15 protein-coding genes are annotated in these 13,267 nt (G+C 43.2%); 6 read left to right on the top strand and 9 right to left on the bottom strand.

Annotated elements, in window-relative coordinates:
• Positions 1 to 72: 72 nt before the first annotated feature.
• On the bottom strand, positions 73 to 723 hold the full coding sequence (locus tag ACKA06_RS10955; protein ID WP_411159630.1) for a hypothetical protein: 651 nt from the start codon (positions 721 to 723) through the stop codon (positions 73 to 75).
• A 177-nt stretch (positions 724 to 900) separates the two neighbouring features.
• On the opposite strand from ACKA06_RS10955, the gene ACKA06_RS10950 reads away from it, so the two are divergent.
• On the top strand, positions 901 to 1,134 hold the full coding sequence (locus ACKA06_RS10950) for a hypothetical protein (protein WP_411159629.1): 234 nt from the start codon (positions 901 to 903) through the stop codon (positions 1,132 to 1,134).
• A gap of 50 nt (positions 1,135 to 1,184) precedes the next feature.
• Here the strand turns inward: ACKA06_RS10950 and ACKA06_RS10945 are convergent, their stop codons facing one another.
• The 4 genes from ACKA06_RS10945 to ACKA06_RS10930 all read right to left on the bottom strand — a co-directional run bounded on the left by ACKA06_RS10945 (position 1,185) and on the right by ACKA06_RS10930 (position 5,145).
• Positions 1,185 to 1,418 (bottom strand): twin-arginine translocase TatA/TatE family subunit, encoded by a 234-nt coding sequence (locus ACKA06_RS10945; RefSeq protein WP_411159628.1) that lies wholly within the window; start codon positions 1,416 to 1,418, stop codon positions 1,185 to 1,187.
• Between the two features lie 88 nt (positions 1,419 to 1,506).
• Complete coding sequence (gene tatC / locus ACKA06_RS10940) at positions 1,507 to 2,253, bottom strand: twin-arginine translocase subunit TatC (RefSeq protein ID WP_214873231.1); 747 nt, start codon at positions 2,251 to 2,253, stop codon at positions 1,507 to 1,509.
• A gap of 19 nt (positions 2,254 to 2,272) precedes the next feature.
• Positions 2,273 to 4,027 carry an alkaline phosphatase D family protein gene (locus ACKA06_RS10935; protein WP_411159627.1) on the bottom strand — a complete coding sequence of 585 codons (1,755 nt, stop codon included), beginning with the start codon at positions 4,025 to 4,027 and terminating at the stop codon, positions 2,273 to 2,275.
• A gap of 743 nt (positions 4,028 to 4,770) precedes the next feature.
• On the bottom strand, positions 4,771 to 5,145 hold the full coding sequence (locus tag ACKA06_RS10930) for a VOC family protein (RefSeq protein ID WP_411159626.1): 375 nt from the start codon (positions 5,143 to 5,145) through the stop codon (positions 4,771 to 4,773).
• 157 nt (positions 5,146 to 5,302) lie between these two features.
• On the opposite strand from ACKA06_RS10930, the gene ACKA06_RS10925 reads away from it, so the two are divergent.
• Positions 5,303 to 5,476, top strand: coding sequence for a hypothetical protein (locus ACKA06_RS10925; protein ID WP_214873236.1), 174 nt, complete (start codon positions 5,303 to 5,305; stop codon positions 5,474 to 5,476).
• A gap of 839 nt (positions 5,477 to 6,315) precedes the next feature.
• Here ACKA06_RS10925 and ACKA06_RS10920 read toward each other — a convergent pair.
• A complete protein-coding gene (locus ACKA06_RS10920) occupies positions 6,316 to 6,921 on the bottom strand; it encodes a hypothetical protein (RefSeq protein WP_411159625.1) in 606 nt (201 codons plus the stop codon).
• A 179-nt stretch (positions 6,922 to 7,100) separates the two neighbouring features.
• A complete protein-coding gene (locus tag ACKA06_RS10915; RefSeq protein WP_064562777.1) occupies positions 7,101 to 7,709 on the bottom strand; it encodes a hypothetical protein in 609 nt (202 codons plus the stop codon).
• A 180-nt stretch (positions 7,710 to 7,889) separates the two neighbouring features.
• Here ACKA06_RS10915 and ACKA06_RS10910 point away from each other — a divergent pair, with 180 nt between their 5' ends.
• Positions 7,890 to 8,426, top strand: a complete 537-nt coding sequence (locus tag ACKA06_RS10910) for a sigma-70 family RNA polymerase sigma factor (RefSeq protein ID WP_411159624.1) — start codon at positions 7,890 to 7,892, stop codon at positions 8,424 to 8,426.
• A gap of 1 nt (position 8,427) precedes the next feature.
• Complete coding sequence (locus tag ACKA06_RS10905; RefSeq protein ID WP_411159623.1) at positions 8,428 to 9,483, top strand: hypothetical protein; 1,056 nt, start codon at positions 8,428 to 8,430, stop codon at positions 9,481 to 9,483.
• A 107-nt stretch (positions 9,484 to 9,590) separates the two neighbouring features.
• Here the strand turns inward: ACKA06_RS10905 and ACKA06_RS10900 are convergent, their stop codons facing one another.
• Together ACKA06_RS10900 and ACKA06_RS10895 are read right to left on the bottom strand one after the other, a co-directional pair.
• The gene (locus ACKA06_RS10900; protein WP_411159622.1) at positions 9,591 to 9,956 is read right to left on the bottom strand and encodes a hypothetical protein; all 366 of its coding nucleotides are present in this window, start codon (positions 9,954 to 9,956) and stop codon (positions 9,591 to 9,593) included.
• Positions 9,957 to 10,294: 338 nt separating this feature from the next.
• A complete protein-coding gene (locus ACKA06_RS10895) occupies positions 10,295 to 11,146 on the bottom strand; it encodes an alpha/beta fold hydrolase (RefSeq protein ID WP_052011275.1) in 852 nt (283 codons plus the stop codon).
• Between the two features lie 649 nt (positions 11,147 to 11,795).
• On the opposite strand from ACKA06_RS10895, the gene ACKA06_RS10890 reads away from it, so the two are divergent.
• Entirely contained in the window at positions 11,796 to 11,957 is a 162-nt protein-coding gene (locus ACKA06_RS10890; RefSeq protein WP_411159621.1) for a hypothetical protein, read from the top strand.
• Positions 11,958 to 12,280: 323 nt separating this feature from the next.
• A complete protein-coding gene (locus ACKA06_RS10885; protein ID WP_411159620.1) occupies positions 12,281 to 13,042 on the top strand; it encodes a class I SAM-dependent methyltransferase in 762 nt (253 codons plus the stop codon).
• The last annotated feature ends 225 nt before the right edge of the window (positions 13,043 to 13,267 follow it).

The raw sequence follows: 13,267 nt of genomic DNA, 5'->3' as shown, positions 1-13,267 counted from the left end.
TTGTTTTAAAAGCTTTTTTAATAAAAACCATCATGTTAATGGGACACCATAACGCATCGGGGGCTTTTCAAATCAGTTCTTTTCTGCCGCTTCCAACCTAACCCCCGCAGGATCCACACCCTCAAACCCTCTGCCTGAAAAATGAACAGCACTTAATTCACGATCATCTGCCTTATTAAAGACGAGGCTCCACCGATCATCCCCAACTGTCACACGCGATTCTTCTTCATGATGTACATCCAAATTCAACAAACGGGCAACGGATCTTGGGTGTTCGGTGAAAGGAGCCCCGATTTCCATCTTCTGAATCACAGTATGCTGTTCCTCACTCACTACGTCGCTTCTTCGTTGAAGCTCGATCCGGAATGTCCACGGAGTCGAAATGAATGTCCGGCGTTCGCCTTCGTTGACGTCCCAACCTAATTCGGCAGCCCTGCCGACAATCGCGCTGTATTCTTCTTCGTTCAACAGCACACCGATATGGTCGAATATGTCGCGCTTACCCTGCCCGAATGTCACATTGGTCTGCCCCTTGACCATCTCGATGATCCTGAACGCAATGTCTTTTCCTTTAAAATCATCCCAGGTCAATGGGGGATTGAACGCCTGCATCTCACCATCCAGCCTCCCGACCCTTGAAATGGTCCGGAATCCGAGCTGCTGATAATGGTCTTCCATTTCTTTTACTTTTGGTGTCCAGTGGTGGTAATGAAATAGGTTCATAGGTTTTCTCCTCCTGTGTTGGCCATGCTGACCTCTTTTTATATAGTATACGGGGAGCCGTGTGATTTTTCTTCGGAGGAAAGTTTGAAGGGGTGTAAGACTTTTAGCATAATAAGGGAGGAATCTGCATTTAATTTTATAAAGTTGAAAAACAACAGGGAAAGGGGGTTTATTCGTTTGTACTTGATCCTATCGATTTTTTTAGCAAGTTTACTAGGATTAATATTATTTGTGACGGGACCTTGGTTTGGCGGCGTTCTTGCGTTCGGTATCATTGCGGGGAGTTTGTTCAGGGGGCTGTATTTGTTGAATGATATACATAAAAGAGTTTCTAAGGAAATGCCGAAGCCGGATAAGGCGAGAGAGGTGTATGAAAATTATTTGAGGGAAAATAACAGGCAAAACTCTTAGAATAAAAGACGTCCAGAGTAAGAGACCCTGGACGTCTTTTGTGTTATATGTCAGCTGCCTGTATGCTGATTCTCTTTTTCCACGGCTTTCAGTGTTTGGCCTTCGTCTGTAGAAGTACTCTTCTTATGATCGTGGCCATTGACTAAGTCACTTGTAGCGCTTTTGAATTCTTTTAATGTGTTTCCGAATGCACGTCCGATTTCCGGGAGTTTGGAAGGTCCGAAGATGATCAACGCGATCACTAGTACAAGGATTAATCCTGGGATTCCGATATTCGATAGCATAATGTTCGCCTCCTGTTCGTTTCATAGAATGGGGCTTGCCGCAGCGATGCAGCTGTTTCCCTTTGAAGTTGGAAGTAGTCATTCACTCCTAAACGGCACTCTCTTGAGCCATGGATGGTTCCGCCTGACGGAAAGCTCTTTTTTTATATGCAATCGTTGAACAGGTGATGCTGATTTCATATAAAAGGAGAAGCGGCAGGATGACGAGTACATCCGATAGAAAATCCGGCGGCGTGATGAGCACGGAAATGACAATCAGGAAAAAATAGGCGACTCTCCTTGATTTCTTCAATTTGGCAGGATCTAAAATGCCGAGTACCGTCAGGAAGACGATCACGAGCGGCATTTCAAATAACAGTCCAAATGGTAACGTGAGGTTCAGCATGAACCGGAAGTATTTTTCGGCTGTGAACATTGTTTCAAATTGGCCGGCTGACAGGGTGGTCAAAAAATTCAGGACGATCGGGAAAAGGAGAAAATATCCGAACCCGATGCCGAAAACGAACAGAAAGAATAAGGCTGGTATGAAGCGTACGGTCACGCTTCTTTCTCTCGGGCTGAGACCCGGTGAGACAAACCGCCAAATTTGATAGGCGGCGACAGGGATGGTTGCAGCCAGCGAGCAGACGGCTGCAATCATCAAGTACACCCAAAGAATCTCGCTTGGTCCGAGGACCGCAAGCTTCATGTCCAAATCCCTGATCAGCCACCTGTAGATCGGTTTCACAAAGACCATCCCGGCAATCAGGAACCCGATAAAGGCGAACACGGTTTTCATCAACCGGCTCCTCAGCTCTTCCAAATGTCCGATCAGCTGCTGGCTGCTCTCATTCATGTCTTTTGCCTCCTCTATACTAGTTCATTTGCATATGTTTGCCTTTTTGAGCTTGTTTTTTATGGGCTCGTGCATGCGCTTCGTGGCGGTCATCTTCCACCTCGGAAGACTTCTGCACCCCTTGGGGAACGGTTGCTGCTGATATTTCCTTCAGCCCTTCTGGGTCTTTTTCGTAAACAAATGAAGCTCTTGTGGAAATATCCGCGCCTGGCTTCGAGACGAATGGGACGACGCGATAATCGGCTCTCCATTGTGTCGGTGTGACGTGACAGCGGACATATCCGCGGTAGTCGTTAAAGAACTTGATATGTTCGTTCTGACCGAGGATGCGGTCCGTATCTGCACGCTTGTCCGCCCCGTTCCCGCCTGATGTGATCGATGTGCCGACAAACTCTGCACCAAGCATCTTGGAAGACGTATCATCAAAGTCTGCCAGGATATTGGAAGCCCAGTTCGCATGGACATCACCGGTCAGGACGATCAAATTATCCATGTTTTTCTGATGGGCAAAGTCTGTGATGCGCTCCCTCGCAGGAGTGTAGCCGTCCCAGCCATCCATGCTGTAAAGAGGCTGCTCCGGGCTCGGGCCATAGTTTCTTTTTGCAAAAAAGATCTGCTGGGTAAGTACATTCCAAGAGCTCTTGGATTTGCCCAGGTGATCAAGGATCCATTGTTCCTGCTCGCTGCCAAGGAGTGTCCGTGACGGATCCAGGGATTCAGCCGTCTGCGGAGAGCTTTTATCCCCATTCGCCTGGTCGGAGCGATACTGGCGGGAATCGAGGACCATGAAATTCGCGAGGTTCCCGTATGAGAATTGGCGGTAAAGCTGCATGTCCGATCCGTGTGGCATGGAAGATCGTCTAAGCGGCATGTGTTCATAGTAAGCTTGATATGCAGCGACGCGGCGTTTCACGAACTCCTCTACGGATTGTCCTTTTTCAGGGATCATGTCAGCATAATTGTTCTCCACTTCATGGTCATCCCATGTGACCACCCACGGGAATGCCGCATGGGCAGCCTGCAAGTCTGCGTCAGTGCGATACTGGGCATGACGGTTCCGGTAGTCATCCAGAGAACGGATTTCCGGTCCTTTATGCTGGCGGACGTTGCCTGATTTAGCTACATACTCATCCGGACCATACTCATAAATGTAGTCTCCTAGATGGAAAACGAGGTCGAGGTCTTCTTTTGCCATATGCTTGTAGGCAGTATAATAGCCGTGCTCATACTGCTGACAGGAAGCGAAGGCGAAAGAGAGGCTTGAGACATCTGCATTCAGGGCAGGAAGGGTTTTCGTTCTACCGATCGGGCTGTAATCCTTCCCGACTTTGAACCGGTAATAGTACACCGTACCTACTTCGAGATTCCCAACCTCTGCATGAACAGAATGAGCGAGTGCGGGACTTGCCACTTCATTACCGCGCTGTACAATATGCCGGAAATGTTCATCCTTCGCGATTTCCCACTTTACTGGGATATTTCGGTCAGGCATGCCGCCTCCATTAAGCGGGTCGATCGCCAAACGCGTCCATAACACGACACCGTCCGGGAGCGGGTCACCCGAAGCTACCCCAAGCAGGAAGGGATACTCCTGAAATCCGCCTTCTTCTGCTGATACGGAAAAACCGCCCATCGACTGCGCAATCACCATCCCTAAAGAAATGCCGGCGACTTTTCCCGCCCCTTGTAGGAAGCTGCGGCGGTCGACCCCTTTATGTAAGGTCTCCTCATTAAACTTTTGCATCCAATTGTCCATCGGTCTCTCACTTGTCATGCGAATGTCCCCTTTCATGAATCGATTGAATGTAACAACTCACAGTATAGGGGACCATTTTTAAGTTGTTGTAAATGAATGTAAATGGAGGATAGAACAGGAGGGTCATCATTCCTGGGCAAAAAGATCGTTTAATGTTTGAATATTTGATGAAGTGGGGCGGATTCAGTAGATTACACCAGTTTTTAGTGGGTGTTCGGCCTCAGTTTTTTTTACATAGATAAAATGAAAACTACATAATAAATGTCGGCGGAAGATTGTTTTGGGGAATGACGCATAGCGGGTGACAGGGGGACTTGAGTATGTGTAATCGGGCGGCTGATCCCCAATAAAAATCCACTTCTATCTGGACGAATTCGATAATAACGAGCTTGAATCAATCAATTACCAGATCAATCGATTATAGCGTGAAGCGAACCTCCTGAATTCGATAATAGAATCTTCTTTTTCGATAATAAATTTTTGGATTTCGATAATAAAATTGAAGAATTCGATAATAAAAGAATGGCAGGGAGGAAGGGGGAGTTGATTTTGTGTGGTTTGGTCAGAAAACGAAGAAATTTTGGATGCATGTGACCGGCTGGACAGAAGGGAGGGCTTGATTTTTTAAAAAAATGGACTCATTTGTGGTGTTTTATGAAGGAAATGGTCTGTTTCCTGGCAATACATCACCAAGTTATCTGTCAGTGAGCCTGACCCCGGCCACGCTGAAATGTGTCGGGGCCAAGGCCAAATCATGCCGCTTACCAGTGCACTTGAAGCTTATTCCCATTCGGGTCATAGAAGTGAAAATAGGCATGGCCATTATCTTCTTGTATTTCCTCCACCTTGACTCCGTGATCTGCTAAATGTTTGTGGAACTTCGTTAATTCAGGACTGGTAAAGCCGATTGAAAAGGCTGACTCGTTATCGATTGTGAAATGGGCATAAGTTTCATCAGCAGTTGGGACTAATATAAGCATAAAAGGCCCATCATTTACTTTTATAATGGCATACGGATCTTCGGTGATGGACAACAGCTGCAGTCCCAACACGTCCCGGTACCAATGGGCAGACGCCTCCAGATTTCTTACAGGGATTCGAAAATAATGAACTTGATCAATAAACGAATGACTCATTATGTATCTCTCCTTTAATTCGTATTTGCACATACTAGTAAACTCTTGGATGCTGTCACCTTATAAGAAATTATCGCAGATATGCTTGATTTTTACCATATTTATGTAAAAATTAGGGTGCGCCACCTCGCTTTGGTGGAGAAAAGGAGGACTGTTCTTGAAGAAAAAAATCAAAGTCACATACAATGTATCGGTTATGCTGATTGCCTTATTACTAGGTTTGCGTACATATCCTGGGGAATGGTCCAATTTCTTTTTCTTAGTTGTTGGGTTAGGTTTCTTTTTCACTTTGGGGATTATTGTGCAAGGAAACTCAAAGCATTCAAAATGACCGCCTGTCCTTATATCAACAACTGTGAATAAAAAAGAAGAGACACCGGCGGAAGCGTCTCTCCTGTAAAACAGCTGTTTTAAGTGTTTATTTGAGAGATGTTCTATGAAGAATGGCAGCTTCGATCAATTTGATGAATTCCTTCGAGGTCCCAACTCTCTTGGAATCCACTAGAATTTTCTTTAGCTTTTCTTCTGGTAAAGTATTCAGCCCATTCAAAAGAATCACCCCTTCCCAAATTTACTCTTTTTTTAAGACAATTTCAGTCATATGCACCAATATACAATTACTTATTCTGTCTTTGGAGATTTCAAGGTAACCAGTATCGTAAACCCATTGAACTACGTATTCTTCGTTGTTATATGCTACTTTATCACCAGAATGGAATTGCATGCATACCCTCCATGAGAATATTTTTGGGTATATACTACCATAAATGAATCAGGGGCTGATATTGGTTAAATACTGTTTGCAGCGTATTGCTTCGACGAAAAGCTCAGATATCTCTTAAAATAGGGAAGAACTATTCATGTAAGAATAATAAATGTGGAGTGGAGGGACTCTTAGGGTGTTGTACGGATTTTTTCGTGAGGTTTCATTGTTACTTGATGCTTACATTCCATTTATCAGGACATTTGCAGCTGAAAAATAATACTAAACTGGGTAATGCGGAATGTATCTGAATCTTTCATCCTATTCATTATTACAACTATAATTGGAAAGAGGGGATAAGTAAACATAAATTATAAATAAGATAATAGTTGCGGATGGACACCTGTTCCAACAAATAGAAAGGTCCGACCCCCGGGCAATCAACCGGGAATCAGACCCAACAAACCTTACTTCAACTGCAGCTCAATCTCATATTCCTTCATCTCGGATTCAAAGTCATCCTCTGGTCCCTGGTGGCCGTGGAACTCGAGTTTGATCCACTCGATGTCTTCGGCATGTCCTCTTTCAAGGTACCAGATGATGTTGCCTTCTTTGATGACGCCTTTGTCAATCTCGCCGCCGATGCTGTCGGAGACCCACATGTCAGGCATGTCGATTTGTTCACCGGTGCTGGTCACGAGTACGGCCTGGTCGGGGTAGAAGGTGAATTTTCCGTCGGTTGTGTTTTCCATTTTGAACTTGACGCCGACTGCGGATGCTTTGGCGTTTTCATCTTCCATGGTAGGGGCTTTATCCGAGACGACGGCTTTTTGGATCTCCATTTTCAAGCCGTTGTAGTCATCGGACCACTTCGCATCATTATAGTACGTCCAGATATCTTCTTCCTGCGCTTCTTCCTCTGTCTTTTCTTCCTTGCCGGCATCACCATTCGTTTTTGCCTCGGCTTTTTCTGTGTCGTTTTTATCAAGTTCCTCTACAGCTGAATCACTGCCGCATGCTGCGAGCATCAGAGTCATGGCACCTGCTAACAATAGATAAACAATCTTTTTCATAAAAAAATTCCTCCTTATGGGGTGTTCATTTGGAAATGTGAATCATTTCCTTGTAATTCCAGTTTACCGGCTCACCTGTTTGGTTTTTTGATAAGGTGAGAGGTTCTATTTTCAAATAAAAAGGACAGGCCCCCGGAGTTTGAGCCTGGGGACCTGCCCTATGCAAGAGCAAAGCTTTCTTAATTTTCTTCTTCTGCTTCTTCAAGATCATCCGGGTAGACCACTTCTTCAAGTGTTTCGCCTGAAGCTTCGTCCTCGACTTTGACCGTGACAGAGTAGTCATCCGTGCTTACCCCGTCATACAGTTGGTACATCATGCCCGACATGCCGAGACTCATGGTGGCGAACGCGTCCATGCTGTTTTCATATTTCTCTTTCTCTACGATCATCGTAAACTCGGAGTATGAATCATTATGCTTGATGTCTTTGATGGAAACAAAGTCTTCGCTCGTCTTCGTTTCCTCGATGGTTTCGTCGATGCTGGCTGCAATGTCCTTCAGCATCTTTTTATGAGTGGATTTTGACATTTTATATGTAATGGATCCATCTTCATTCTGGGTTACATCCTTGATGCCGTTTTCTTTCGCATCGGCCTTGATCGTTTCCAGGCTCTCATTCTCGAACATGGAAGCAGGCAGCGTGACCTCGACATTGAATAACTTTTTATCAACTTCTACACTTTCATCTTTCTTCGCAGACTCTTCCTTGTTGTCTTTTTTGCCGGCTTCTTCCGAAGAGCAGGCAGTCAGAAGAATGAGTGCCGCTAATACGGTAAATAATTTCTTCATCTATAAAACTTCCTTTCTTTCAATTACGTTACAATAGTGTAACAAACATATTTCTAAATAACTACCTGATTGGATTAATTCTATATTTTGGCATTTTTCGGAAAAGTGGACGGTGGGAAAACATTTCTTTCCAACCATTCCGTTCCTTCTCCGTCTAATATCTTTGAAAGGGTGTGGAGGATGCTTGAGAAAAAGTGTGAACAGAGAGAGTTTATGAATAAAGAAGACCGTCTCGTATGGCTGATGGATGAGTACGGGGACGATATTGCCCGGCTGGCCTTTTCTTATACGAAGCAGAAACAGCTTGCGGAGGATATTGCGCAAGAGGTGTTTATCAAGTGTTATGAAAATCTGGATCAATTCCGGAATCAATCCACATACAAAACCTGGCTGTACCGGATTGCGATCAATTTATGCAAGGACAAGCTGAGGAGCTGGCCGTTCAGGAATATCGTGGTGACAGAATTTTTCGGGAAGACAAGGAGCGCCGGCAATTCCCCCGAGCTTGAATTGGCGGGCAAAGAGAATAAGCGGGTCATATCTGAAGCGATCCTTACCCTGCCCGTGAAACATCGGGAGGTCATCATCTTGTACTATTACGAAGAAATGTCCTATAAGCACATAGCGGACCTATTACATATACGGCTGCAAACGGTGAAGTCCCGACTCCATAGAGCCCGCATTTTGTTAAAAAAGGAACTTGAAGGGAGTGTGTGAGATGGATGAATTTCTGCGCCATACAAAAGAAAACATGGATGACACGGTGATGAAGGATATTCATTTCAATGAAAAAAATAAGAATCATGTGCTGCAGGCCATCTCTAAAAAAAGAAACAAAAAACGGTTGCTGAAGCCTTCATTGCGATATGCGTTAAGCATCGGTACGGCGTGTATGTTCTTTTTAGGCATGGGTTATTATGTCTCAGAAAAATTGGATCTTTCGCCAAGGGAAGAAAACATCGCAAGCGTGGATCCGCCCGAGAAAGGATCGGATGCCGTACAACCTCCATTAATAGAAGAATCCTATGAGGATATGACAAGGCAAGAAGTGCTGGAGAAATTATTGAACACGGTGGATTATTTTGAGACGGCATCGGGGGAGCTTGAATTATTTACAACCTATCGGGATGGAAGTACATCTGTGACCACCACAGAATTCAAATTGAGCAACAAGCGTGATTTCGGCGGATATGATAAAACGACTGAAAAGCTTCAGGACGGCGGGGAAAGTGTAAATGAAACCATCTATAATGATAAAATAATCTGGAGAAAAGAAAGTGCCGGGAAAACCTATAGTGCTTGTGACTATCAACCGGTAACCAGCCAGGAAACGTTCACCACTCCCGAGGAAGCTTTCAGTGTCGATGAAAACCGCCTCTTCAGGCCAGACACAAAATTAAGGGAACGGCCATTACTCGGCAGCCGGTCGGCACTTTCACTTTTTCCTTATGAAATGACCGCAAGGAATTTAAGGGATGAACACCTTTGGAAAATCGAAAAGCAGAATGAAGAGGTGGCCGGTCATCATACGATTGTATTGTTCGGTGAATTTGATGAAAAGAATAAAGAATTGACGAAAAACGATACTTTCAGGTTCTGGGTGGATAAGGATACCGGCATCCTGGTGAAATATGAAATGTATGACAGTGAGGGCGTTGTCCAGGATTATCTTCATCCGATAAGATTGGATCTGAATGTTCCGGTGGATCCGGAGGAGTGGGAGCCGGATTTGGATGGGTATAACCGGATGGATCTTTGTGTGAAGGGGAGTTGAATAGAGAGGGGGGAGGATTTTACTGCTATAAGGGGCTGGTAGAAACACTCCCTCTTTTTTGTTTGCGACGTGCATTCCTTGCGCATAGATCGGGGACACCCAGTCTATTACTGATTCAGCGTTTCTTCAATTGCCGCAACCGCCATTTCAAATGCTTTTATCCTTCTTTCAATTAACGTCTTCTGAGGGCTTCCGGCTTTCGCCTTTTCCAACATCTTTTGAAGGGAGGGAAGCAATCCAATCAACACATTTCGGGCTTCTGCTAATTCTTCCCGATTGTAATTGCATGGTCTTTGATCCCAATTACTCTCCAACACAGCCAGTCCGACTTGAAGAGCATGAAGTCGCTTCTTGATCAAAGTAGTATTAGAACCCTTTTGAGCCATATTCTCGAGGGCATTTTCTGATTTGCGGATGGCGGATTGAAAGGCTTTGATGGATTCTGTTTTGATTTCGTTTGAAACACTTTGCATTTTATCTCATCCTCTCTTGCAATGAGTCTCCGTTTTTATAGTTAGGAGGGCGCTTCAGTCTTGATCACTCCCATCCACATCCATTTCCATGGAATCGTCCTCAAGATCTCCGTTTTGATATTTACTCCTATCCGGATTCCCCAGAATCATGGCGCTGTCCCGTTTAGTCTGATTTGCTTGATTATGAGAGCGGCCACTATTCCCGGTATTGCTATGTAAAATATATAGGGGAGGTGAAAAAATAAGGAGGTGAATAATAAAATCACAGAGGGGATGGCAATGATCGCTTGAACGTTTCTCATAACGTTTCACCACCTAATTCGAGTGTTTTAGCTGTATTACTTGATACTAAACGATTCACCCGAATTCATAAAGAAAAACGAAGCCACCGAAGCCATTTCCCCAGGCTGCTCCAATATCGTCCAATGCCCGCTTTCCCCAACCTCTACAATCTCAACATGCGGAAGATGATCCTTGAAAAAAGGTTCCATATGAAGAGGAGTCAGGATATCATGTGAACCCTGCGCAATCAGGATTGGAATGCTGCTCAAGGTTTTTACGTGCGGCAATAGATTGTAAGATGCCTCTATGTCCTTGCTGATCTTGCTTTGGACGACATCATTGTATGGGAAGTGTTTTTTCTTCTTTAATGTTTCTTGGGAGTAGACGTAGTAAGGATCCAGAAGGTTGAGGATCTGTTTAGTACGGTTGATGCCGATGGTGTGGAGCATGCCATTCACCATGAATCTCAACTTTTTAAATGTGTCGAGCTTTTGTAAAAGTTCCGTCTTAAAAGCAGCGTATGTTTCGTTCGTCAATCCGATTGCCGCCGTCAGCATGATTTTTTCTACATGGGATGGGTGTATAGCGGCATACGACAGGGCGAGCATGCTGCCCCATGACTCACCGAAAAGATGCATGCGCTCCAAACCCAATTCCTGTCTCAGAGCTTCGAGGTTCCCGACTTCATCCTGAATGGAGTACCGGTCTCCTTCAACGGCACCGGACATCCCGCAGCCGGCCTGGTCATATAAGATTACCGTATGATCCGCTGCCAGCCTTTCTGCGAAAGGAAGGAAGAACTCGTGGCTGCCGCCTGGGCCGCCATGAAGGAAAACGATCGGGTCGCCATTTCCAAACGATTTGACGTAAATTGATTTTCCGTTGAGGGTCATGTGCTTATTTACCATAATCATTATCATCCTTTTTTGAAAGGCGTTCATTTATTTTTACGGGATAAATAGAAATAGAGAATTCAAAATAGCAGGGACAGTAAAATGACGTACGGTTTTCTCCCGGGCGGCAGAGCAAAGGCTAAAATAAGTCCGATTACGGCAAATGGGAAAGCAGCAGCCCGTAGATCTTTTTTCTCAAATATAGTTCCTACAGACCATTTGATCACTCTTCTTACATTACTCCAAGCACTGCGGATAATCCTTCCTGAATGATGGAAGGATTTGTGTGATGCAATTGAAAACAATGGATATTGAATGTAAGTAAAAGAATGTAAAAGCGACTCCAAGAGTATTTCCAGCTTCTTATTAATCAATGATGAGTTAACAGACAATGAGTCAGTTTTAAATCAAGATTTATGAAAACATCTGTATCAGATAACCCCTATTCAGCTATTGGGGTCAATGTTAGTAGAGGGGGGGATCGTTATTACCCAGAAAGGACTCTTATATACTTAACTCTACTGCTTTTTGGCATTTCAATTCTTCCTCAGACGAAGTCTATTCAGGAATTTTATTAGCTAATGAACAAGAATATATTTGGCAAGGAACCATTATAGGTAATGAATATACGATTGGCAAGAAGGTTGGCGAAGTAAAACAGAAGGTGAAGAAAGAAGTTACAGCCGAAGAAAATTTATCTTCCAACTTCCTTGAGGTGGGGGAGGAGATTTACACATCAAACGAAGATCCCAGGGTTATGATCGTAAAAAGAAAAAATGGGGACTTAGAAAAAATGACTGTGGAAGATTACTATAAAAATGAATGAAAGCTCTTCAATAAAAGGGCAGTTTAACGGAATATTTGAAACTTAATCAATTTGAATCTCGTCTCATTCTTAGCCTGTTTTCTAAAATATTATGGATTTAAATATAAACAAAAGGGTTATGGGATTTTATGTTAATATATAGATGAAGGGTTTGTTCAATTAACGGGCAGAGATAATGCAATAAGTTGATATGTTGAAAATAATTATAATAAGGGGATAGTTTGTATGAACCTATCTGAACATAATATATAACAACTTTTTAATTACTGTCGGGGTCCTCCCTAATTGTTTGAATTTCAAAAAAAATTTCACGGGAGGAAATTATGATTAAAGATAGCAAATTTTTAAATTTAATTAAAGATGTTGATAGAAGTTTTAAAGGGTGGGACTTCTCATTTATTTCAGGGACTGGACGTATGAGTAGCGGCCTACTTTCTTGGTCATATGGTAGCCAAGCAATTTCGTTAATCCAAGGCACAAATACTATGCTGGATATGGGCACTGGTGGCGGAGAGTTTTTATCGATGCTTAGACCCTTTCCTCAAACTGTTTTTGCAACTGAAGGATACAAACCGAATATAGCAATTGCAAAGGAACGACTGGAACCAATGGGTGTAACTGTTGTTCCTATTGATGAAGATACCAAACTTCCCTTTGAAAACGAACAATTTGACTTAATCTTAAACCAACACGAGTCCTATTCCCCTAAAGAATTAAGAAGAATAATTAAAGAAAATGGTTCATTTTTAACACAGCAGGTAGGTGGCTTAGATTGTGTTGGAATTAATGAAGCCCTTGGTGTTTTTTTGAATAATGAATTTTTAAATTGGAACCTAAAGTCTGCTAAAAATGAACTTGAAAAAAATTCATTTCAGGTTTTGTATAGCCAAGAGGAATTCCCTTTTCAACGTTTTTATGATGTGGGAGCATTAGTTTATTATCTAAAAGCCATACCTTGGCAAGTACCAGGTTTTAGTGTGAAAAGATTTGAAAATAAATTGTATGATATTCATAAAATTATTCAAGAAAAAGGATTTTTTGAAGTGAAACAGCATCGCTTTATGATTAAGGCAAAAGCACTATAATTTAACTGAGGTCTTTTATTAGAGATCTCAGTAACTGTTAACGGGGGCAATAACCGAAGATCAGCTAGATGATCCGGCTATTGCCCTTTTTCAATTAAACCAGCTAATAGTTTGTCAACATTTTTCAATAAAAACTTAAAATAACTCATGTTATACTGAAAATATGCATGCCAAATAACCTTCCACTTACCCTTGTTTGGAAGGTTTTTTCTTATTTAGCTGGAA

This window comes from Rossellomorea oryzaecorticis, assembly GCF_045897515.1.
Lineage (GTDB): Bacteria > Bacillota > Bacilli > Bacillales > Bacillaceae_B > Rossellomorea > Rossellomorea enclensis.
Note: the sequence above shows the minus strand (reverse complement) of the source record. Positions and strands in the feature narration are given on the sequence as shown.

What these genes read in the sequence shown, in the direction of transcription:
- ACKA06_RS10955 (WP_411159630.1), bottom strand. Translation starts at nt 723, where the DNA reads ATGAACCTATTTCATTACCACCACTGGACACCAAAAGTAAAAGAAATG.
- ACKA06_RS10945 (WP_411159628.1), bottom strand. Translation starts at nt 1,418, where the DNA reads ATGCTATCGAATATCGGAATCCCAGGATTAATCCTTGTACTAGTGATC.
- tatC (WP_214873231.1), bottom strand. Translation starts at nt 2,253, where the DNA reads ATGAATGAGAGCAGCCAGCAGCTGATCGGACATTTGGAAGAGCTGAGG.
- ACKA06_RS10935 (WP_411159627.1), bottom strand. Translation starts at nt 4,027, where the DNA reads ATGACAAGTGAGAGACCGATGGACAATTGGATGCAAAAGTTTAATGAG.
- ACKA06_RS10930 (WP_411159626.1), bottom strand. Translation starts at nt 5,145, where the DNA reads ATGAGTCATTCGTTTATTGATCAAGTTCATTATTTTCGAATCCCTGTA.
- ACKA06_RS10920 (WP_411159625.1), bottom strand. Translation starts at nt 6,921, where the DNA reads ATGAAAAAGATTGTTTATCTATTGTTAGCAGGTGCCATGACTCTGATG.
- ACKA06_RS10915 (WP_064562777.1), bottom strand. Translation starts at nt 7,709, where the DNA reads ATGAAGAAATTATTTACCGTATTAGCGGCACTCATTCTTCTGACTGCC.
- ACKA06_RS10910 (WP_411159624.1), top strand. Translation starts at nt 7,890, where the DNA reads ATGCTTGAGAAAAAGTGTGAACAGAGAGAGTTTATGAATAAAGAAGAC.
- ACKA06_RS10905 (WP_411159623.1), top strand. Translation starts at nt 8,428, where the DNA reads ATGGATGAATTTCTGCGCCATACAAAAGAAAACATGGATGACACGGTG.
- ACKA06_RS10900 (WP_411159622.1), bottom strand. Translation starts at nt 9,956, where the DNA reads ATGCAAAGTGTTTCAAACGAAATCAAAACAGAATCCATCAAAGCCTTT.
- ACKA06_RS10895 (WP_052011275.1), bottom strand. Translation starts at nt 11,146, where the DNA reads ATGGTAAATAAGCACATGACCCTCAACGGAAAATCAATTTACGTCAAA.
- ACKA06_RS10885 (WP_411159620.1), top strand. Translation starts at nt 12,281, where the DNA reads ATGATTAAAGATAGCAAATTTTTAAATTTAATTAAAGATGTTGATAGA.